10 protein-coding genes are annotated in these 24,194 nt (G+C 58.3%); 9 read left to right on the forward strand and 1 reads right to left on the reverse strand.

All coding sequences use genetic code 11. The annotated features are described in order from the left end of the window. Window positions 1-7,788 (forward strand): hypothetical protein (locus tag LDN04_RS10030; RefSeq protein WP_374045148.1); only part of this gene is annotated, 7,788 nt, incomplete at its 5' end. Between the two features lie 217 nt (window positions 7,789-8,005). Then, window positions 8,006-14,572 (forward strand): hypothetical protein, encoded by a 6,567-nt coding sequence (locus LDN04_RS10035; RefSeq protein ID WP_223909606.1) that lies wholly within the window; start codon window positions 8,006-8,008, stop codon window positions 14,570-14,572. Between the two features lie 84 nt (window positions 14,573-14,656). On the opposite strand, the gene wrbA is transcribed toward LDN04_RS10035, so the two are convergent. Next, the gene (gene wrbA, locus LDN04_RS10040; protein WP_223909609.1) at window positions 14,657-15,274 is read right to left on the reverse strand and encodes an NAD(P)H:quinone oxidoreductase; all 618 of its coding nucleotides are present in this window, start codon (window positions 15,272-15,274) and stop codon (window positions 14,657-14,659) included. Between the two features lie 728 nt (window positions 15,275-16,002). Here wrbA and lysS point away from each other — a divergent pair. The 7 genes from lysS (at window position 16,003) to fabZ (ending at window position 24,150) form a co-directional block, all read left to right on the forward strand. Continuing rightward, window positions 16,003-17,478, forward strand: a complete 1,476-nt coding sequence (gene lysS / locus LDN04_RS10045) for a lysine--tRNA ligase (protein ID WP_223909612.1) — start codon at window positions 16,003-16,005, stop codon at window positions 17,476-17,478. Window positions 17,479-17,556: 78 nt separating this feature from the next. Next, window positions 17,557-18,831, forward strand: a complete 1,275-nt coding sequence (locus LDN04_RS10050; RefSeq protein WP_223909615.1) for a lipoprotein-releasing ABC transporter permease subunit — start codon at window positions 17,557-17,559, stop codon at window positions 18,829-18,831. 149 nt (window positions 18,832-18,980) lie between these two features. Next, a complete protein-coding gene (locus LDN04_RS10055) occupies window positions 18,981-19,652 on the forward strand; it encodes an ABC transporter ATP-binding protein (RefSeq protein WP_223909618.1) in 672 nt (223 codons plus the stop codon). A gap of 10 nt (window positions 19,653-19,662) precedes the next feature. Continuing rightward, on the forward strand, window positions 19,663-21,981 hold the full coding sequence (gene bamA, locus LDN04_RS10060) for an outer membrane protein assembly factor BamA (protein WP_374045149.1): 2,319 nt from the start codon (window positions 19,663-19,665) through the stop codon (window positions 21,979-21,981). A 25-nt stretch (window positions 21,982-22,006) separates the two neighbouring features. Further along, complete coding sequence (locus tag LDN04_RS10065) at window positions 22,007-22,525, forward strand: OmpH family outer membrane protein (RefSeq protein ID WP_223909622.1); 519 nt, start codon at window positions 22,007-22,009, stop codon at window positions 22,523-22,525. Window positions 22,526-22,594: 69 nt separating this feature from the next. Beyond that, entirely contained in the window at window positions 22,595-23,644 is a 1,050-nt protein-coding gene (gene lpxD / locus LDN04_RS10070) for a UDP-3-O-(3-hydroxymyristoyl)glucosamine N-acyltransferase (RefSeq protein ID WP_223909625.1), read from the forward strand. A gap of 71 nt (window positions 23,645-23,715) precedes the next feature. Then, window positions 23,716-24,150: a 3-hydroxyacyl-ACP dehydratase FabZ gene (gene fabZ / locus LDN04_RS10075; RefSeq protein ID WP_223909628.1), complete on the forward strand. Its 435-nt coding sequence runs from the start codon at window positions 23,716-23,718 to the stop codon at window positions 24,148-24,150. Window positions 24,151-24,194: the final 44 nt, after the last annotated feature.

Here is a 24,194-nt window from a genome sequence, read left to right on the forward strand (position 1 = left end):
TACGGCTCCACCTACGGTGCCACCCAGGCCATCCTTGGCTACTGGGATGCGCCGAGGTACAAGGATTACAGCACCTCCGGTGCCGAACAGCGCTATCCCTTCAAGAAAAAGAACCCCGTGATGGGTGGCCACTTCGGCGCCTCGTCACCCCTGTCCAGCACCCCCATGGGGTCCATCGACGGGCTGTGCACCCCCTGCCATGACCCCCACGGAGTGAGCCCGACCCTGGGAGCCAACCAGCAGTATGCGGTGCCCCTGTTGAAGGGAACCTGGCTCACCTCCCCCTACAAGGAGGATACGGCACCGGCGAACAATACCCGTTTTACCGCCCGACCCGACCTGGGTGAGGGGCTGAAGTACAACATCGACCAGAATACCTTCGGTGCGAACATCAGGGATGGGGTTGCCGGTATCGGGGAAACGGAAAGCCAGGCGGAAGGATTGTGCCTCGGATGTCACCCGAAGGAGAGCCTGACGGCGGCGGCAAGTCCGACCACTCCCAATCCCTGGAAGAGCAAGAACCGGATCCACGAGACGGTGAAGGATTGGAAGACCTCCTCGGCCACGGTCAAACATTCCTATTCCTGTTCCAAGTGCCACTCCCCCCATGACAGTTCAGTCCTCCCCCGGCTCATGGTGACCAACTGCCTGGACGGCCAGCACAAGGGGCGTAGTGCATGGAGCAATGCCAAAATAGCTGATTCCGGGAACGGCGGGTACATGTGCTGCTCCCCCGTGTGTTCGGAAATCCCCTATTCCTTCCGCAGGGAAGGATACGCGACTTTCAACGGCGGCGCCGGCTGGTGCACATCCAAGGGGTATAATAACGGGAATCCCACCGGATCAGGTGGTGGTCATATCCCGGGGAGCTGGCGCAGCGACGTGCCGGGGGTGGGCAACTATACCGTTGCCTGCCACGAAGGGCAGACCGGCGTGGGAACCGACCAGGCCTGGAACGAGGTGACCCCCTGGAAAATCTATCCGGCGATCGCCATAACCGCCGGCCCGACTGCGGCGGTCAGCAGCTTCCAGGCAACCATTACCTGGGCGACCACCATTCCGGGAAGTTCGATAGTCGATTATGGACTGACCGGATCGTACGGCTCAACAGCGACCGGTTCAGCCTCCGTCCTGAGCCATAGCGTGGCGCTTCCGGGCCTGACAAACCATTCCACCTACCACTATAGGGTGAAGACGGTTGCCAGCGACGGTCAGCAGATTGCCTCTGCCGATACGACTGTCCCGTACATATCCGTTCCGCCATCCATCCCGAACACCACTTCCAAATCGTCGCCGGTGACCTGTGCGACGAACTGCCCGCAAACAGTGAGCTGGTCCGCGTCGACCGATCCCGACGGCGGACCGATCGAGTATCAGGTGCAGATTGACACCTCGAGCAGTTTTACCAGCGGCAATCTGCAGACATCACCCTGGGTCTCTACCACCAACTGGACGACGACCCTTGCTCCCAACATAACCAATGAACAGTGGTACTACCGGACGAGGGCACGGGATGCCAACCATACCCTGGCCGAGGACCTGCCGTCCAACTGGACTCCGGTGCCCAAGAACTTCATGATTCTGTCCGGTCCACCCGCGGCCCCTGTTCCAGGAATACCGGCGGCCCTTTCCACCACTTCCATCCGATGGAATTTTACCGATGCCGCGGACAATGAAACCGGTTTCAAACTGCATGACGCAGCCCAGACCGTCAAAGCCAGTGCGGCAACCCCGAATCTCACCTACTTCGATGAAACGGGGTTGACGGCCAATACCCAGTACACGCGCCATCTCCATGCCTATAACGTGCTGGGTGATGGCCCTGCAAGCGTGGATACTAGCAGGTACACCCTGCCGCTTTCTCCGAACGTCACGGCTGACAAGACCGTCGCGACCTGGTACGGCACGGCCAACATAACCTTCACCAATGCGGCAGGTTTCGGTGCCGGCGGGGTGCAGTACTACCGCTATGCCTGGGACCAGAACAGCAAATACACCTTCACCGACACCGAGCCACAATGGAGTAGCGGTACCCTGGCCAGAACCGCCACGGCCGATGGGGGCTGGTACCTCCATGTGAAGTCGTACAACGGCGACAACGTGGCCAACGGGACCAAGGATTACGGCCCCTATTACTATGATGCCACCGCTCCGACCGGGCTTGGCATGGTCTCCCCTCTGAATGGCGCCAGTAACCTGCCGATCCAGACGGCGGTCTATGCGGGCACTGCCACCGACAGCGGTGTCGGTTCGGTGCAGTACCAGTTCCAGGTAGCCCTTGACAGCGATTTTACCCAGAGTGTGCAGACCAGCGGCTGGCAGAGCACAACCACCGGTCTTTTCACGCTCACGGCCGACAAGACCTATTTCTGGCGAGTAAAGGCGCGGGACGGAGCGGGCAATGAGACGGCATACACCGTACCCTGGTCATTCACAACCACCGCCAATTCGGCGGTCTGGACCAACAAGGGGGATTTTGAAGCCAACCTCGCAACTACGGGAACTGCCACCACCAGGAACAAGGTGGTGGTGTCAGGCACCATCCCTACCGACAACGCAGCCGTTACGCTGGATTTTATAAGCATATCCGCCATTGCCGCTGGCAATGGCCACTCCCTGGCCCTGAAGTCAGACGGCTCGGTCTGGGGTTGGGGGAATAACTATTACGGACAGGTCGGAGTAGGGCTCTACAGCAGCTATTACGAACCTGTAGCCATACCAGAGCTTGCCAGCGGGGTAGTAGCAGTGGCAGCAGGCGATCAATATTCCTTGGCAGTAAAGGATGACGGCTCGCTCTGGGGATTCGGCTATAACTCATATGGCCGGGCAGGGGGCGGCGGTGCGAATTACGTGAATCCTCCTGCCAAGGTAGCAGGGCTGGAAACCGGCGTGATCGGAGCAGCTGCCGGGAAATACCATTCCCTGGCGGTCAAATCCGACGGTTCGGTCTGGGCTTTTGGCGACAACTCCCGCGGCCAACTAGGGGACGGTACGACTACGCCAAGCTCAACCCCGCTGCAGATATTGCCTCCAGGCTCAGGTGTAATCGCGGTTGCAGCAGGGTCATACCACTCCCTGGCCCTCAAGGTGGATGGTACTGTGCTTGCCTGGGGAGATAACTGGGGCTATAAGCTCGGGGATGGCACGACCATACAGAGAAACTCTCCTGTGACACTTACAGGGATTTCTGGGGTGGTTGCATTGGCAGCCGGCGATCTGCACTCCCTGGCGGTAAAGAACGACGGTTCTGTCTGGGCCTGGGGATACAATACCTATGGGCAGGTGGCAACTGCAAACACCACTGTACCAAATCCTGTCACAACTCTGGGGGCAGGATCGGGTGTAGTTGCCGTGGCAGCCGGCTATAGTCACTCCCTGGCCGTAAAGGCCAACGGGGCTGTCTATGCTTGGGGAGCCAACTCCAATGGTCAGGTGGGCAACAACGCGACCCAGTACTCTGTAACCACTCCCACAGAGATTCTGGCAGCAGGTTCAGGTGTAGCCAAGGTGGCAGGAGGGATGAGCCAATCGCTCGCCATCAAGGATAATCGCTATCTGCTGGCCTGGGGGCTGAATGATGCCGGCCAACTCGGCATAGGGAATCCGAACAGGTCCGCACCGGTCCAGGTGTCTGGCCTCGGCATAGGCTCAGGTGCCACTTCGCTGGCAGCAGGGACCTATCACTCCCTGGTAGTAAAGAACGACGCAGCAATCGCCTGGGGGCGTAACGACGCCAGCCAGCTGGGTGATAACACTTCGGTAACGAGAGGTACCCCGGTACAGGTCTCCGGTCTTGGCAGCGGTATCAGCATGCTGGCCGGTGGTCACAACTTCTCACTAGCCCTTAAGCAGGACGGCTCTCTATGGTCGTGGGGGAACAATTACTCCGGCCAATTGGGCACTGGCAACAACAACTACTCGACAACCCCTGTTTCTTTGCCAAGCATGACTTCCGGGGTAATTGCCATTACTGCCGGATCAGGTTTTGCACAGGCCCTGAAGGCCGACGGTTCGGTCTGGGGGTGGGGAGATAACTGGAGCGGTCAGGTAGGAGACGGGACAAGCGGCAATGGAACCAACAGAAATACGCCGGTCCAGGTCGTTGGACTTGACTCAGGGGTTATCGCCATAGCTTCCGGAAGTAATCATACTCTGGCATTGAAGAGCGACGGCTCGATATGGGCCTGGGGGGCCAACAACTCCGGCCAGTTGGGAGACGGCACCAGCAACAGCAGCGCAACACCGGTCATGGCACTAGCGGCAGGTTCGGGTGTGGTCAGCATAGCAGCAGGAGCCTCTACGTCATTTGCCATAAAGGGGGATGGGTCGGTCCTTGCCTGGGGCTTCGACTATTACGGCCAGCTTGGCGACAACACCACCTATACTTACAAGTATTCTCCGATTGCAGCCACCGCCCTCGGTACAGGGGTGATTGCCATTGCCGCCGGCAGCGAGCATACCATTGCGCTGAAATCTGACGGCTCAGTCTGGGCCTTTGGCCGTAACAATTACGGACAGCTGGGTGACGGAACATCTGTTAACAAGGCTGTACCGGTACAGGTGTCGGGACCTGGCAGTGGCGTAATCAGGGTTGCAGCAGGACAGATTCATTCTCTCGCCCTCAAGTCTGATGGCACAGTGCTGGCGTGGGGAGACAACAGCGCCAGTCAATTGGGGAACGGTTATGTGTCGCCTGTCCTTGCACCGACGCAGAATTTACTCAAAGGGCTCTACAAGTCCCAGGGGATCGTATCCGGCCTCAAATTCGATGCCGGAAGCACCATGAACTGGGGGACGGTCGCCTGGAACGCTACGGTGCCAACCAATACCGCAGTGACGTTTAGGGCGAGGGGGGCTGACAACGAAGCAAACCTGGCCGGCGCAAGCTGGTCCGGCTACTACACGACAACCGGGTCCGCTATCAGTATTCCGGCTTCCCGGTGGCTGGAACTGGAGATGAATCTTGCGACGAGCGACCGTGTCTTTACGCCGACCCTCGACGACTGCACCATCACCTATGCGACCCATTATACTGACAACCAGGCGCCGGTCGGCCTTGGCAACGCGTCCCCGGCCGATGGGGCCAGAAATGTCCCGGTAGGAAGCACTCTGGATGCCACTGCCGCGGTAGACAGCGACAGCGGTTCGGTACAGTACTACTTCCAGATTGCGAAGGACAGCGGCTTTACCACGGGTGTCCAGACCAGCGGCTGGCAAGCCGCGACCAGCTACTCCCCGACGCTTGCCCTGAGTAATACTTATTTCTGGCGGGTCAAGGCACGCGATGCCGCCCAGAATGAGACCTCTTATACCCCGACCTGGTCATTCGGCACTACCTATCCACCAACGGCACCGACTGCCGGTACTCCCCAGGCACTCAGTACAACCTCCATACGCTGGAACTTCACCGATACGTCCGATAGCGAAGACGGCTTCCGTCTGCACGATGCGGCGCAGACGCTCAAAGCGAGCGCGGCAACCCCGAACCTCGCCTGGCTTGACGAGACCGGGTTGTCGGCCAATACCCTCTATACGCGCCATCTGCATGCCTACAACAATGTAGCCGGGGACAGCGCCGCCAGCGCCGACATGAGCGCCTACACGCTGGCGGTACCCCCCAATGTCACGACCCCCGCCATGACACCGGCGACATGGACCAATACGTTGAACACATCCTGCACCAACAGCGCCGGCTTCGGTAGCGGCGGGGTGCAGTATTACCGCTACGTCTGGAACCAGAATGCGACATACATCTTCAACGAAACCGAACCCACCTGGTCTAGCAGTTTTCTTCCCAGCACGTCACTCGCCAATGGCAGCTGGTACCTCCATGTCAAAGCCTATAACGGTGGCGATGTTTCCAGTGGCACCCAGGATCTGGGCCCCTATTACATCGACAGTACCCCTCCCGCCGGTCTTGACATCCTGACCCCTGCAAATGGCGCCACCGGCCTGTCGACCACTACCACTCTGAGTGTCAAGGCCGCTGTCGACAACGAGTCGGGCGGTGTGCAGTACTACTTCCAGATTGCCACCAACAGCACTTTCACGGAAGGATTGCAGACCAGCTACTGGACCGCGTCGAACACGTATTCCCCCCCCCTGTCTGCCGGCACTACCTATTACTGGCGTGTCAGAACACGGGACTACCTCTCTAATACGACCCCGTTCACTGCTCCGGCATGGAGCTTTACCACCACGGGGACAAAGATTACCTGGACCAGCAAAGGGGACTTCGAGAACAATGCCGTGACCGCAGCCGGTTCTGTGCCGGTGATGGCAATTCCGGCCACCAGCAGAAAACTGGTAATGGTTTCTGGGGCCAGCCAGTCTGACGATGCCAGCCTGTCGAACCTGTTCGGAGTATCCAATACCACATTGGCAGGTGGCGGTCAGCACTCCCTGGCCCTGAAAGGGGATGGTTCGGTCTGGGGTTGGGGATACAATTACTATGGTGAAGTCGGTGATAATACCACTATTGACAGGAATGCCCCGGTGGCTGCACGTACTCTTGTAGCGGGAACGGGAGTCGTCGGCATTGCCGCTGGCTCGTACCATTCCCTGGCGGTATTGTCGGACGGCAGTGTCTGGGCCTGGGGGCAAAACACCAATTATCAACTCGGCGACGGTTATACAACTACACGCACATCACCGGTCATGGTATCGGGTCTGATTGTGGGGTCAGGCACCGTCAAGGTGGCAGCCGGATCTCTCCATTCCCTTGCACTGAAATCCAACGGCTCGGTCTGGGCTTGGGGGTACGGCGGTCACGGTCAGCTCGGCACCAACGATACGGGGACAAGGGCCACACCAGTTGCCATTCCGACCCTCGCTTCGGGCGTTGCCGGGATTGTGGCCGGCGAACTTCACTCCGTTGCCGTCAAAACTGACGGTTCGGCTTGGGCCTGGGGGTTCAATTCCAATGGGCAAGTAGGGGACAACAGTACCACCAATCGTCTCGCACCGACCCAGGTTAGCGGGCTGGGTGCCGGTGCCGGCGTAATAGCTGTGGCTGCGGGGAGCTATCATACGTTGGCCCTGAAAGATGACGGCTCGGTCTGGGCCTGGGGTTCCAATGCCAATGGTCAATTGGGGGACAACAGTACCACTCAGCGGCTTGTCCCAGTTCAGGTTTATGGCCTTGGCCCCGGTGCTGGCGTGATAGCTGTGGCTGCAGGGGGCAATTTCTCGTTGGCCTTAAAATCTGACGGTTCGGTCTGGGCCTGGGGGCAGAACACACTTGGGCAGTTGGGGGACAATAGCAACACCCAGCGGATTACACCAGTCCAGGTCACCAACTTGGGGAGCAATTCTGGCGTTATAAAGGTGGCGGCAGGGAGCCTTCATTCCCTGGCTCTGAAAAACGACGGTTCGGTCTGGGCCTGGGGATACAACAGCAATGGGCGGCTGGGGGACAACAGCACTACCGACCGGATTATCCCTGTCCAGTCCCTCATAACCGGCGTTAAAACACCGCTCGTTTACTATTCGCCCGGTACAGTTACCAATCTCAAGCTGAATGCCGGAGCAGTCGTAAACTGGTCGACAATTTCCTGGAACGGCACTACTCCTACCAATACGACGGTGAAGCTTAGGACCAGGGGGGCAAACACAGAAGCGGGGTTGGGGACTGCCAGCTGGTCTGCCATTTATTATCCTTATACCCCCATGACAACGACCATCACGAGCCCCGCATCCCAGTGGCTGGAGGTTGAACTTACCCTGCAATCGACTGACACTGCTGTTACACCGATTGTCAACGATGTTGCGGTGTCCTATCTCCCCTGACAGCTGGTTTCAGCAACAACAACGAGGCGCCTGACAATTCCATGTCAGGCGCCTCGTTGTCAGTCTAGTACCGCCGTATGCCCTTTCGTCGTAGTGGTTCAGTCGGCTGTTGTTAACGGAAAATATTCCCTGTGCAAGAACAAAGGGTGTTTCCAGTTCTGCCTTCAGTCATAGGTATTGCAAGTACGTCAAATTCCACCACCACCTGGAGCCTGTTATGAAGAAAACCGTGGGCTATATCGTAGCGCTACTCACCGCCTTAGTCCTGATGTCGACAGCAGTCTTTGCGGTCGACTTTCCCCATAACACGGCCAACGGTTACACCTGCAGCGGCTGCCATCAGAGCCACAGCACCCTGGGGACCCAGGGGTACACCAATCTCTGCCTCACCTGCCACAACCCTGCCGACGGCAAGGCGGGGAACAAATCCTTCGTGCCGGGCGACGCCTCCAACCCGTTCGGCAACGCCACCTCGGCGCGGCCAGGCATCCTCTACCAGAGCTCCCACAACTGGAGCGGCTCGGACAACGTCCCGCCGGCGGGAGCGCTTCCTCCCCTCAACCCGCAAATGACCAAGCCGAACATGGCGGGGAGCATCAGCTGCGTCCGCTGCCATAACGTCAAGAATCCCCGCTCCTCCGCCTTCAACTCCGCGCCGTTTCTGCGTGCGCTTAATGACAATGACGAGATGTGCCTCGACTGCCATCGTCTGCGTAACAGCACCAGCCACTTAAGTGGCAGCCACCCGGTCACCGTCAGCTACTCCGGTGCGGCCAAGGCGCGGCCGGCTGCTTTCCAGGCCGTACCGGTCAACAGCAACCCCGGCAACCCCACCTCCGCCCTGAAACTGATCAGCGGGCAAGTTCTCTGCTCCACCTGCCACCGGGTCCACTTCGCCGACTCCAACAGTGCCACCTACGACAGCGCCACCAGTGCGCGGCAGGGTAACCTCAGCCCCTCCACGGGGAAACTGCTGCGGACCGACCTGCGGGGAGCCAGTGCCGCGGCGCCCAATATCTGCAGCGACTGCCACGGGGGTAAAGCGTCCCACAACAACAAGGGTCAGGATGTCCAGTGCGGCGACTGCCATAGCGGGCACGTGGCGTACGACGCCAACGCGGTGACCGAGCAGGAGAAGCTACCCAACGTCTTCCTGATCCGGCGGTACATGAACTTCTCCAGCAGTGCCGGAGCGGTACGCAACAAGCGGGTGTTCTTCCAGTACACCGGCAGCGCGCGAAACTACGTCGATTACCGGGGTACGGGAGTCTGCCAGGGGTGCCACGCCGTGCCGCAGGGAGCGGGCTATCCCATCGAGCATACGAGCACCGATGCCAACGTCTGTGCCACCTGCCATGGCCACCAGAGCACGATCGGCTCCTTCTCCGCCAGCTGTTCCAGCTGCCACGGCTATCCGCCGCCGGCAGCGGCAGCAGGGTATGCCGGGGTAGACGAGACCACCTCCCCCCACCGGCGCCATGCGGGAGGTGGCAGCAATTACCAGTACAGTTGCAACGAGTGCCACAAGGGGAATAGCCACAACACCGGCACCTTCCAGGACGTGTTCCGTGACCCGACCGGCATCCTCGCCGGCGCCAGCGCCAGCTATACTACCTCTACCCGCACCTGCGCCAACATTGCCTGCCATGGTGGAACGGCGGCCGTTTGGGAGAAGGGTGCCTGCCTTGGCTGCCACTCCATAGCCCAGGGTAACCGGGCGGCTGTCACCAGCCAGTTCGGCGGCAGCTCCCACCATGTCCAGGGAGAGCTTACCGATGCCAAATGCTACCAGTGCCACTGGGAGGCCAACAGCGACGGTACCATCAACCCTGCCTATCACGGCGGGGCGGCCGCTCCCGGCTCTCCGGTTGATCTCGTCGTCTACGGCGCCGCCGCCCGTCCGACTACCTTCACCGCCGGGGCCACCGCCGTCCAGTACACCGCCGACGGGTCGCGGGGACAAATCGAGAAAGTGACCAGCCACTGCCTGGGATGCCACAGCGACCAGAACAACAGCGCAACTCCCTTCGGTGACGGCAAGACCCCCAAACAGTACGCCTGGGACGGCACCAGCGTCGCCGCCCGCTATGCCCAGACCGGCACAACCACCTGGGGCAAATACTCGTCCGTCGCCAACGCAGCCCAGAAGCGGATCACCAAGTCCCTGTCGGCCCACGGCAACGCGGCGGGCAACCAGCGGGGCTGGAACACCACCACCGGCGTCGACGGTGCCATAACGAACACCGGTGGGACCACCGGTGTCCAGTGCTACGACTGCCACAACTCCCACGGTTCCAGCGTGGCGGGGATCACCAGCCGCTACTCCAGCGCCACGGGTAAGAAGCGGGGGGGGCTGCTGAAAGAGACGGTCACCGGAGTGGGTGGGTACGCCACCAGCTACAAGCCCCAGGCGGGGGGAAGCGCAGCGGACAAGAACGTGCGCAACCCCGGGGCCAGCATCTGCCTGGACTGCCACCTCAATCAGACGGCAACCAGCACCCCCTGGGGATACGGCTCCACCTACGGTGCCACCCAGGCCATCCTTGGCTACTGGGATGCGCCGAGGTACAAGGATTACAGCACCTCCGGTGCCGAACAGCGCTATCCCTTCAAGAAAAAGAACCCCGTGATGGGTGGCCACTTCGGCGCCTCGGCCCCCCTGTCCAGCACCCCCATGGGGTCCATCGACGGGCTCTGCACCCCCTGCCATGACCCCCACGGAGTGAGCCCGACCCTGGGTGCCAACCAGCAGTATGCGGTGCCCCTGTTGAAGGGAACCTGGCTCACCTCCCCCTATAAGGAGGATACGGCACCGGCGAACAATACCAACTTCACCAACCGTAAGGATATTGGCCGCGAAGGGGTGCCGTACAACATCGACCAGAACACCTTCGGTGCAAGCATCAAGGATGCGGTAACCGGCATCAGTCAGACGGAAAACCAGTCCGAAGGGCTGTGTCTCGGTTGTCATTCGAAGGAGAACCTGACCGATGGCGTCACCCATGACTGGAAGAGCAAAAATCGTATCCATGAATCGGTCAAAGGGTGGAAGACGGCCAACGGGACGGTACAGCACAACTATTCCTGCTCCAAGTGCCATTCTCCCCATAACAGTGCGTCCCTGCCGCGCCTGATGGTGACCAACTGCCTGGACAGGAAGCACAAGGGTCAGACCGGCAACAATCCTACACCAGTTCTGGCGGACAATGGCTGGGCAGGTTATAACGTCGCGTGTAGCGGTGCCGCAGCGGAATTCAGCGCCGGCGACACGCGCTGGTGTGTGAGTCGTGCGGGTTCGTTGGCATTCGGAGGTTCAGGTTCCGGCCACTTCCCAGGCAGCTGGGGGGGGGACAAACCGGGGTTCCAGGGGTACGGGGTAGCCTGTCACGAAAGCAACAGCAGTGACCAGCAATGGAACGAACTCACCCCATGGGCTGTCAACCCGCCCGCTCCACCTGTTCCTCCGGTGCTTGGGCAACCTGTCCCACTTTCTTCGACCTCTGTGCGGTGGAGCTATACTGATACGGCGAATGACTACGACGGATACCATTTGCATGACAGCGGCAATACCCTCAAAGCGAGCAACACAAACGCTAAGAGCACCTACGTGGATGAAAGCGGATTGGCCCCAAACACCAGGTACACACGCCATCTCCACGCCTATAACGCCCTGGGGGACAGTTTACCCAGTGGGGATGTCAGCATCTATACCTGGCCGCAATTCCCGTATGTGACATCCGACATTTACTTGCACAGTAGTACGCCGGATTTCACCTTTACCAATGCTGTCGGCTTCGGGCCAGGCGGTGTGGACCATTATCGTTACGTCTGGACGCAGAACCCCTCTTACACGTTCACTGACAACGAAACTATCTGGGACAGCGGCACCCTGACCACTACAGCCACGGCCGATGGCCTTTGGTATCTGTATCTCAAGTCGTACAACGCAGACAACGTCAGTGGCAATTATACTCTCTGGAGTGATTTTAAATATTATGACAGTACCGCGCCGACGGTGTCTGCTCCAATTCCTGCAGACGGAGGGACCGGCGCGATCACCAATCCTCTGGTCTTCACCATTTCCGATGCGGTATCCGGTATCGACTGGGCTACGATAACTGTTCAGATCAGTGGCAGCATGGGGTATGCGAAGAGCTATACAGCTGCCGATACAGCCATCGTCACCAAGACAGGTTCTGATGCAAGCTATGTTGTAACAGTAAAACCGGATGCTCCCTACGGCAGCGGCGAGGTCATAACCTGGAGTTTCACCGTAAAGGATCATGTCGGACATAAACTTGTTTCGCCGGCCTGGACCTTTACCGCGTTTGATACCGTCGTGGCCGCACCCACACTGGCGAGTGCTTCATCCACCTATTACAGTTCGATGCGGTGGTTCTTTGTCGACAATTCCGACAATGAAACCGGGTTCAGATTGCATGATCCGGACCACGTGGTAAAAGTCGATCCCGCAACCACGTCTTCCTACTTCGATGAATATGGGCTTGCAGCCAATACACAGTACACACGGCATGTGCACGCCTATAACGCCAATGGAGAGAGTGGTCCAAGCCAGTCTCTCAGCAGATACACCCTGGCTCTCCCTCCGGACGTTACCTCTGACAAGCCAGCAAACACATGGGGGAATGCACCCATAACCTTTACCAACACTCTTGGCTTTGGCACGGGCAGAGTGGAGTATTACCGCTACCTTTGGAGCCAGGAAGCTTTCACATCCAATTATGGCAACCAGTCGACATGGGGGAGCGGTCAACTGACCATAACACCCGTCTCCGAAGGAAGCTGGTATCTGTATGTCTGGTCTTACAACAAGGATGATGTGACATCTGACTTTAACTGGCAAAAAATCTATGGCCCCTATCATTATGACGTCACCCCTCCAACTGGACTGACATTTGCGTCTCCGGCGAATGGGGCAGCCGATCTGGCGGTCACTACAGTGCTCAATTCGACCGTTGCCACGGACTCCGTCAGCGGGTCGGTGCAGTATCTCTTCCAGATAGCCAAAGATATCGGATTCACCACAGGGCTAGAGAGCAGCGACTGGCAGACAGGCACGAGTTACACGCCTCTTCTCGAAACCGGAACAACCTATTACTGGCGTGTCAAGGCCAGGGACATGGCGCTCAATGAAACCCCCTACACCGCACCTGCACGCTCGTTCACAACATCGAACGTTCCGGTCTCCAGGGCCACCTGGACGACCAAGGGGGATTTTGAAAACAATGCCTCGACAACAGGTACGCCAACCACCAGGAGCGAGGTCTTTGTATCAGGTACCAACCAGACAGACGATGCCGGCATTACGCTGTCTCTGTCTTCAAATAAATGGAGAAACCCGACCGTTGCCGCCGGATATGATCATGCACTGGCGGTGAAACCGGACGGGTCTGTCTGGGCCTGGGGATATAACAACTATGGGCAACTGGGGGATGGGACAAGCGGTAATGGCTTATATAAAACGACACCAGTGCAGGTTTCGGGTCTGGGTACCGGGGCTGGTGTGATAGCGGTAGCGGCGACATATGACAGTTCATTGGCACTAAAGTCTGATGGGTCTGTACTTGCCTGGGGACATAATAATTCCGGCCAACTTGGAGATGGCACCAAAGTGGACAAGCCAACTCCAGTGGCAGTAACGGGGTTGGGTGCCGGTTCGGGTGTTATTGCAATAGCGGCAGGGAGATATCACTTTCTGGCCTTGAAATCAGATGGCACTGTCTGGGCTTGGGGAGATAATTGGTTAAATCAGCTCGGAGATGGTACAAGCACCCAAAGATCCGTGCCCGTAAGAGTGTCAGGACTGACGGGGGGGGTTGCCATAGTCGCCGGCGAACTCCATTCCTTTGCAGTAAAGGCCGATGGCTCTGTGTGGGCCTGGGGCTACAACGGCTACGGTGCGTTGGGTGATGGCTCCTACTCAACTCCATCTTCTCCCGTGCCGGTTTCAACCATGGGCCCGGGGTCAGGTGTTATTGCCCTTGCCGGTGGGGATTACCATAGCCTGGCAGTAAAGGTTGACGGCTCTGTGTGGGCGTGGGGATACAACTATTACGGCCAGCTTGGTGATGGTTCAGGTAATAGCACTATTTCTCCTGTCCAGGTAATGGCGCCTGGCTCCGGAGCGAGCGCTGTAGCTGCGGCAAAGAACAGTTCTTTGCTATTAAAAGACGATGGCTCTGTGTGGGCCTGGGGGGATAATAGTTCGGGGCAACTGGGGGACACTACGACAACCCGAAGGACAACCCCTGTGCCGGTATCAGGCCTGGGGGCAAATTCGGGTGTAATTGCGGTGAGTGCAGGAAAGACGATTTTCCAATCCTTAAATGCTGATGGAGCTCTGTCTGCCTGGGGAAGTAACCAGTGGGGTGCGATCGTCGGTGGTTCTTTCGGTACAAACAGTACTCCCGTACCAAACATATTGATCACCGGCATCCAGCTTCCGTTTGCATACAGTTCCCCGTACCTGCCCCTCGGAACGGTCACCGGGTTCAAGGTGGATGCCGGCTTCAGAGCCACCTGGGGCGGCGTGTACTGGAATGACAGTACGCTTCTCCCTGATACGTCGATCAAGTACAGAACAAGGGGGGCAGATACTGAAGCGGGCCTGGTCAGCGCCACATGGTCCGATTATTACCTCACTTCACGTTCCGGCATCACCACGCCGGCTTCACAATGGCTGGAGGTGGAAGTGACACTGCAAACCGGAAATCCGTATTTCGCGCCGGTGCTTGCCGACTTTGCGGTAACCTATACCCCCTGATCGAGAACGGTAAACTTGAGGCCTTAAAACAGAAAAGGCGACACCAAATGGTGCCGCCTTTTCTGTTTTCAACTACGGGCTGATTTAGCCGACTAGTTTCTTAGCAATCTCCGCCACGTGCCTTCCCTGATAACGGGCGATGGCAAGTTCGTTCTCCGAAGGCTGGCGGGAGCCGTCTGCAGCGGCAAGGGTGGAGGCTCCGTAGGGTGTGCCGCCGGTGATCTCGGTCATGACGGTGAGCCGCGGCTCGGCATAGGGAACCCCCACGATGATCATCCCCTGGTGGAGGAGGGTGGAGTGGAAGCTGGTGATGGTCGTCTCCTGGCCACCGTGCTGGGTGCCGGTGCTGGTGAAGACGCTCCCCACCTTGCCGACCAGTGCCCCTTGCACCCAGAGCCCTCCCGTCTGGTCGAGGAAGTTTCGCATCTGGGCGCACATGTTGCCGAACCGGGTCGGGGTGCCGAAAATAATGGCGTCCGCCTCGGCCATTTGTGCGGGAACCGCCACGGGGATATGGGCGAAGGTTGACCGGGCCGCCTTGGCGCCGCTCTTTTCCAGAGCCTCACTGGACATCAGTTCTGGTACCTGGTAGATGCTTACGTCGGCACCGGAGACCTCACGTGCGCCGGCTGCAATCGCTTCTGCCATCTGATAGATGTGACCGTACATGCTGTAGAATATAACCTGAATCTTTGGTGCCATGGAGTTCTCCTTTGGTGGTGGGGTACGACCAACTGGTCACTTGCGTCACTGTTAGATGATACCGCCGCCTTGGGCTGCGTCAAGGTAGGGCAGGGATTACTTTGACATGGTGATTAAGGGTAACCTCTCAAAATCACGCAATTTGTTGGGGAATATAAGTGTTGATTAATGATGCCGGCGGCAGTATACTAAAGGCGTAAGAAGATGTTCTTTGACAAGTGCTCTGGGGTGCAGGTACCCATCGTATGAGCCGCTGTCGATAATCACGGCAAAGGGTGCCGGGTCCGGGCGTGGTGAGCAAGCCCTCTGCGGAGAAGGAAGCCTGAAGCGCCTTCCCGGTCAATACTGCACACAGGTCAGGAGTTCAAGGATTTGTACGGCATCCTGGAGCATATTGAGTTGAGATTGGCGCTGCAAGGGACAACGCGGATTGCGTAGTGTGACATCCGCCAGGCGCGTCACAACCGCTTGAAAAAGGGGCAACAGCTGGTAACCCGTTTTATGCGGCCCGCATGGGGCGTATACGATGGAGCCGGACAGATTGCCACCGACGGATTGGCATAAAGAGCCCCTGGTCAGCGCCAAGCTATAATGAAAGAGCCCCGGAATTCGTTCCGGGGCTCTCGTCGTTTTCCGCCTTTTTACTTGACTTAACGCCCCTATTTACGCTAATTTGCCAGTTTGTTAAACCGGCGGAAAAGCGCCGAGACAAGGGGTAGAAACAGTCGATGGAAGAGCTCAGTGAACTGCTGTTGCAGCGGAGACGCAAACTGGATGCCATGTGGGAGGCGGGGATCAACCCGTTCCCCAATGATTTTAAACCTGCACATACCTCGCGGAACCTGGCTGACGCCTATGGCCATGTGACGGACATAGAGGATAACCCCGCGACTTTCACGGTGGCCGGCCGGATTATCGCCCGTCGTTCCTTCGGCAAGGCGGCCTTCGTTCAGCTCCAGGATCGCAAGGGGAGAATGCAACTCTACGTGAAGAAGGACTCTGTTGGTGAAGAGGCCTTCGAGCGGTTCGAGACCTTCGACATCGGCGATATCATCGGCGCCGTAGGGAAGCCGTTTCGCACAAAGACCGGCGAACTCTCCCTCCATGCAAGCGAAATACGCCTCCTGACCAAGTCCCTCCTTCCCCTGCCGGAGAAGTTCCATGGCCTCACCGACGTGGAGACCCGCTACCGGCAGCGTTACGTTGACCTGATTGTTAACCCTGAGGTGCGGGAGGTCTTCATCAAGCGCTCCCGCGTCATCAACCTGATCCGCGAGTTCATGACCGGCCGGGATTTTCTCGAAGTCGAGACGCCGATGATGCAGCAGATTCCCGGCGGCGCCACGGCCCGTCCCTTTGTCACCCATCACAATGCCCTCGACATGGAGCTGTTTCTCCGCATCGCCCCCGAGCTCTACCTGAAACGGCTGGTGGTGGGGGGCTTCGAGCGGGTGTTCGAGATCAACCGCAACTTCCGCAACGAGGGGATATCCGTCCGTCACAACCCGGAATTCACCATGATGGAGTTCTACCAGGCCTACGCGACCTTCGAGGACCTGATGGACCTGACCGAGGAACTCCTCTGCCATGTGGCCCAGGAACTTCTCGGTACCCTCGACTTTACGTACCAGGGGCTCGACATCAGCTTCAAGCGCCCCTGGAAACGGCTGACGGTCAAGGAGGCGATCCTGGAGTATGGCGACATCGACGCCAAATCCCTGGAGGACCGTGACCTGGCCTACGCCTATGCGCGCCAGATCGGCCTCGACCTTCCGCAGGACATCGGCTATGGCAAGCTCATCACCGAGATTTTCGAAGAAGTGGCGGAGACCAAGCTGATCCAGCCGACCTTCATCACTGCCTATCCGACCGAGGTCTCTCCCCTGTCGCGCAAGAGCGACCAGGACCCGGAAATCGTCGATCGGTTCGAGTTCTTCTGCGCCGGTCGGGAGATGGCCAATGCCTTCTCCGAGCTGAACGACCCCATCGACCAGAAGGAGCGGTTCCTTGCCCAGGTGGCGGCCAAGGACAAGGGTGACGAGGAGGCCCACTACATGGACGAGGATTACATCCGGGCTCTCGAATACGGCCTTCCCCCTACGGCGGGGGAGGGGATTGGGATCGACCGGCTGGTGATGCTTCTGACCGATTCCCCCTCCATCCGGGACGTCATCCTCTTCCCCCAACTCAAGAAGGAAAAATAATTCAGGGACCAGTAAACGGGGACCGGGGACCTGTAACCAACCCCGATCTCCGATCCCCGGTCCCGGATCCCGGTTTCTATGCCCTACGAACTTTTTATCGGCCTGCGCTACCTGAAGGCCAAGCGCAAGTCGGCATTCATATCGATCATTACCGTCATCTCGACGGCCGGCGTGGCACTCGGAGTGATGGCTTTGATCATCGTCCTGGCGGTCATGACCGGTTTCGAGGAAGACCTGAAAGAGAAGATCCTCGGGACCAACGCCCATATCGTGGTGCTGAAGACCGGCGGCGGCATCGACGAGTACCCCCCCGTCATGGAGCGCCTCAAGAAGTTCCCCGGCGTGGTGGCGGCGACCCCCTTCATCTATAATCAGGTCATGCTCTCCACCGGCAAGAACGTCTCCGGAGTGGTGCTGCGCGGCATCGATACCCATACCGACGCGCAGGTGACGAATCTCCATAAGACGGTGGTGGAGGGGAAACTGTCCAATCTGGACAGCCCCGTTCCCTCCCCCTACGCCAAAAGCGAGCCGCCCTTACCGGGGGTGGTCATCGGCAAAGAGCTGGCGAGGAACCTCAACCTCTACCTGGGAGACAAGGTCAACGTTATTTCTCCCCTCGGCAATATTACCCCCCTCGGCATGGTCCCGAAGCTGAAGCCGTTCCGGGTGGTGGGAATATTCAACACCGGCATGTACGAATACGACACCACCCTGGCCTATGTCTCTCTGTCCGAGGCCCAGAACTTCCTCGGCCTGGGGAGTGCGGTGACCGGCATCCAGCTCAAGGTTGCCGATGTCTACAAGACCGGTGAACTGGCCCGCACCATCAACCGGGAACTCGGGTTTCCCTTCTATGCGCGGGACTGGATGCAGATGAACAAGAACATCCTGTTTGCTCTCAAGACCGAAAAGATGGTCATGTTCATCATCCTGACTCTCATCGTCCTGGTGGCGGCCTTCGGCATCGCCTCCACCCTGTTCATGATCGTGATGGAGAAGACCAGGGATATCGCGATCCTCAAGTCCATGGGGGCGACCGGTCGGAGCATCATGCGGATATTCGTCTTCGAGGGGTTGGTGATCGGAGTTTTCGGCACGGCCATTGGTGTGCTCGGAGGGCTCGTGGTGGCCCTCAACCTGCAGCCGATTGTCGATGTCATCCAAAGGCTGACGGGCTTCGAACTGTTCAGCAAGGACGTCTACTATCTGGACCACTTTCCGTCCCAGGTGGTGCCGTCCGATGTGCTCCTCATATCGGTGACGGCGGTAGCGATATCGTTCGTGGCGACCCTTTATCCGTCGTGGCAGGCGGCACGGATGGCACCGGCAGAGGCGCTCCGCTATGAATAACGAATCCGGCAAAAGTCCATCTGCGGCGTTGCACCGCACCTTCCTTCACTGCGACGTAGCGCTGCTACGCCTCGTTCGGATGGCACGTCGCGCCTTGCATCTGAAGCTTTTTCCGAATTCGTTGCGTTGTGCCGTGACGGGGTGCTCCCATGCCTAGTCTTGTGCAGGTGAAGGGGTTGTACAAGTCCTTCGGGAGCGGCGTAACGGCTGTGGAGGTGCTGAAGGGGATCGATCTGGAGGTAGCGGCGGGAGAGACCATTGCCCTGGTCGGGGCCTCCGGGGCGGGGAAGAGCACCCTGCTCCAGGTCCTGGGAACCCTTGACCACCCCACGTCGGGAGAGGTCCTGTTCAACGGTGAGAACGTCTTCAACCGGGGGGAGAGCTCCCTGGCCTCTTTCCGCAATCGTTCCCTCGGGTTCGTGTTCCAGTTTCACCACTTGCTGCGTGAGTTCACCGCCCTGGAGAACGTGATGATGCCGCTTCTCATGGGGAGGATGAAGCGGGAGGAAGCAGCAGGGATTGCAACGAAGCTGCTTACCGATGTGGGACTCGCCCATCGCCTGACCCACAAGCCGGGGGAACTGTCCGGTGGCGAACAGCAACGGGTGGCCATTGCTCGCGCCCTGGTGCTCGCACCGCCCCTTCTTCTGGCGGACGAACCGACCGGTAATCTGGACATGAAGACCAGCGAGGGGGTCCACGAACTGCTCATGGAACTCCACGCCCGCACGGGGATCACCCTTATCATCGTGACCCATAATGAAAACCTGGCTGCCCGGATGGGAAAGACCATCCGTATGGTAGACGGACGAATAGAGTAGGGGAGGCCGATTGCGCCGTCTAGCCTGTTACACAGCAGTTGTTCTGATGATGGTCGCCCTGCCGGCTGGCTTTGCCCGGGCCGAAGGGGAGAAGATCACCGATATCCAGGTCAAGGGGAACCGGCGCATTGAAGCGGCCGCCATTCTCAACGCGGTCAGGCTGAAGGCGGGGGATCTGCTCTATGCCGACAAGGTGGATGCAGATATCCGAGCCATTTACAAGCTCGGACAGTTCCAGAACATCACCGCGGAAACCGTTCCTGCCGACAAGGGGGTGATACTCGTCTACCGGGTCGTGGAGAAGGGGATCGTCCGGGATGTGAAGATCGAGGGAACCAAGGAACTGACCACGGAGAAGGTCCGGGAAGTGCTCGAGGTGAAGCCGAACACCGTCTATTCACCACGGGACGTGGCCAAGAGCGTGAAGAAGGTCAAGAAGCTCTACGCCGACGAGGGGTATTACCTGGCTGAGGTGGAGACGCAGACGGACAAACGGGGAGAAACCGACGTCCGGGTCGTGTTCAAGATTACGGAAGGTAAAAAGGTCCTCATCAAAAAAATCGAGTTCGAGGGAAACCGTGCCTTTACCCCCCGTCAACTCAGAAAGGCAATGGAAACCGGGGAAAAGTGGATGCTCTCCTGGCTGACCGGCGCCGGTACGTACAAGGAAGAGGTGCTCAAGAACGACGTCAACCTGATTGCCGACCTCTATTTCAATATCGGGTATGTCAACGTCAAGGTGGGTGAACCGAAAGTGGAACTCCTTCCCGACAAGAGCGCCCTGGTGGTGACCATCGGCATCACCGAGGGTGAGCAGTTCAGGACAGGGACCATCGGCTTCAAGGGGGACCTCCTGGAGAAAGAGGGGGAACTGGCCGCCATAATGAAACTGAAGACGGGGGATGTGTTCAGTCGGGGACTGCTGCGGAATGACGTCTTTGCCCTGACCGATGTCTATGCCGACAAGGGTTACGCCTTCGCCAATGTCACTCCCCAGACCCGGGTGAACCCGGAGAAGAAGACCATAGATCTCGTGTTCGACATGGAAAAGGGTGAGAAGGTCTATATCGACCGTATCAATATCAGCGGGAACACCAAGAGCCGCGACAAGGTCGTGCGCCGGGAGCTGAGGGTGACGGAAGGGGAGCTCTACAGCAGCACCGGCATCAAGCGGAGCAAGACAAACCTGATGAACCTCGGCTACTTCGAGGAGGCCAACATCTCCACTGCGAAGGGGAGTGCGGATAACAAGCTGAACGTGAACGTGGAGGTGAAGGAGAAGGCTACGGGAACCTTCAGCGTCGGTGCCGGCTACAGCTCCCTGGACGGTTTGATCGGGCAGGGCTCGGTGCAGCAGGCGAACTTCCTCGGCCTTGGCCTCAAGGCCAACCTGTCGGCTTCCCTCGGCGGTAAATCCCAGACCTATAACGTGGGGGTCACCGACCCCTATTTCCTGGACAGCAAATGGACCTTCGGTGGTGACGTCTACCGGTCCGAGCGTGACTACATTGACTTCAGCCGAAGGGTGACCGGTTTCGACCTCAAGGGAGGATATCCCCTGTCGGATAACGTCAGCACGTTCCTGCTCTATAAGTACGAGGACAAGAAAGTCTACAATGAGTCGGCGGCCCTGAAGGAAAGTATCGCCCTTGGGATGACTACCGCACCCGAAACGACGTCCACCACGAGTTCCGTTACGGCCAGCATTACCCGTAACACCACCGACTACCGTCTCGACCCTTCTCGCGGCATGGTCAACACCCTTTCCGCCGAATTTGCCGGCCTTGGGGGGACCAACCGGTATGCACGCTACGTGACGGAAAACTCACTCTTCATTCCTGCCATGTGGGGAACGGTCCTTTCCCTGCGGGGTACCGTCGGTCACATCCAGTCGGTGGGGGGGAAAAGGATTTCCATCGACGAACTGTTCTACCTGGGGGGGATAAACACTATTCGCGGCTATAATGGCCGGACGGTGAGCCCCCATGTTTCCAACAATGTCGTGAATACCGACATAAATGGCATTAGCTCCATTACGCCCATCACCACCTATGTGGGTGGCAATACGGAATCGTACTTCAATATCGATTATAGTTTCCCCCTTCTCAAGGATGCCGGGTTGAAAGGGGTGCTGTTCTTTGATGCCGGCAATGCCTACGACGGGCTCGACAAGCTGTTCAGCCGGTTCCAGACCAGTTACGGCCTTGGCGTCCGCTGGTTTTCCCCTCTTGGACCGCTTCGCCTGGAATACGGCATACCGTTCAACCCCCGCACGGGGATCGACAAGGCCAGCGGCAGGCTGGAGTTTTCCATCGGAAGTTTCTTCTAATTTATATCTGAAAAAGGAGATGTACATGCGCACGATCATCACTACCGTATTCTTCACCCTGATAATGGCAATGGCGGCCGTTGCCGGGGCAGCCGACGTGAAACTCGCGTCGGTCGATGTGCAGAAGGTCCTGGTCCTTTCCAATGCCGGCAAGGAGGCAAAGGAGCAACTTGCCCTCAAGGCCGGCAAATACGAGAACGAAAAGAACGCCAAGGAAGAGGAACTGAAAAAACTCAAGGCCGACCTTGAAAAACAGAGTGTTCTCCTTTCCGAAACCGCGCGTAATGCGAAGGAGAAGGATTATCAGCAGAAGCTCAAGGAGTATCAGCGATTCCTCAAGGATGCCCAGGACGATCTGCAGGCAAAGAACGACGAATACACCAATAAAATCGTGGAGGATATCGTCAAGGTGATCCAGGAGTACGGCCGGAAGAACAGCTACTCGTTCATTTTCGTCAAGAACGACAGCATGATCTACACCGATGACAAGTCTGATCTGACTGACGAAATTCTCAAGATCTTCAACGAAGCGAAGAAAAAGTAGGGGCACTCCCCGTGGGTGCCCAGGTCGGGCGGGCCACTACACATGTTCTGATTATTGTCAGGAGTTGACATGGGAAAACACCTTAAAGAACTTGCTGTCTACCTTGGCGGCAGGGTGATCGGCGACGAGACGGCGCTGGTGCATGGCTTGGCCGGTCTGGATGACGCCGGTGAAGGACAGATAACGTTTCTTGCCAACCCCAGGTATGCGTCGAAGGTCGCCACTACCCGTGCCACTGCGGTCATACTCCCCCCCGGTGCCGATGGCCATGGCAGAAATGTCATAGAGGTCGCCAACCCCTATCTTGCGTTTGCCAAGTTGTTGACCCTCTTCCATGTGCATCCTCCCCAATTCCAGGGAGTTATGGAGGGGGCCAGTCTCGGCAGGGATGTCATCATGGGGAGCGACGTTACCATCTATCCGGGAGTCTGGGTTGCGGACGGTGTCCGGCTCGGGAACAGGGTCACCCTCTACCCCGGTGTAGCACTGTATCCGGGGGTGGAACTGGGTGACGACGTTACCCTCCATGCCAACGTCAGCATCCGGGAGCGTTGCCGTATCGGCAACCGTGTGATTATCCACGACGGGACGGTCATCGGTTCCGACGGTTTCGGGTATGCCCCGGACGGTGCCGGATATTACAAGATTCCCCAGATCGGTATCGTGGTGGTGGAAGATGACGTGGAGATCGGTGCCAACGTGGTCATTGACCGGGCGGCTCTCGAAGTGACCCGTATCGGGAGGGGTACCAAGATCGATAACCTGGTGCAAATCGCCCACAACTGTGTCATTGGTGAGAACTGCATGATTGTTTCGCAGGTCGGCATCTCGGGAAGCACCAAGCTTGGCAATCATGTTACCCTGGCCGGTCAGGTCGGGGTGGCGGGCCACCTGGAGATCGGCGACAATGTCATGATCGGCGCTAAATCCGGCGTGCCGGGAAATATGCCGGCCAATGGCATTTACAGTGGTATTCCGGCCATCCCCCACAAGGAATGGCTTCGGTCCATGGGGGTTATCCCCCGACTCCCCGAACTGCGGAAAACGGTAAGCGCCCTCGAAAAGAAGGTCGAAGAGCTGGAGGCCAAACTCGGGACCCGGGACCAGGGACCTGTGTAAGGGGGTACTCCCTCGGCCCTCTATGTTACTTTGTTGATGCGTAACGAAAAATCCATGTAACGGAGTTTGTCATGCTCGATGTTAATGAAATCATGAAAATCCTTCCCCATCGCTATCCCTTCCTGCTGGTCGACCGGATAGTGGAGGTTGAGGAGGGGAAGAAGATCGTTGGAATCAAGAATGTCAGCGTGAACGAACCGTTCTTTCAGGGGCATTTCCCCGGGCATCCCGTCATGCCGGGGGTTCTCATCATCGAGGCCATGGCCCAGGTGGGGGGAATCCTTGCCTACCTTGCTTCCGATGATGAGATCCGCAAAAAGATTTCCTATTTTGCCGCCATCGACAAGGTCAAATTCCGGCGGCCGGTGGTCCCGGGGGACCAGCTGCGCATCGAGATGGAAATGACCGCCTGCCGCCGTGGCATCTGGTGTTTCGTCGGCAAGGTCTATGTGGATGGCAAGGTGGTTACCGAAGCAGAACTGAAGGCGACATTCGCCGATAAATAGAGCGGAAGGCGCAAGGTGGCGTTCCATCTTTTCTCGCGCTTCCG

This window comes from Geobacter sp. AOG1 (assembly GCF_019972315.1).
Classification (GTDB): Bacteria; Desulfobacterota; Desulfuromonadia; order Geobacterales; family Geobacteraceae; genus Geomobilimonas.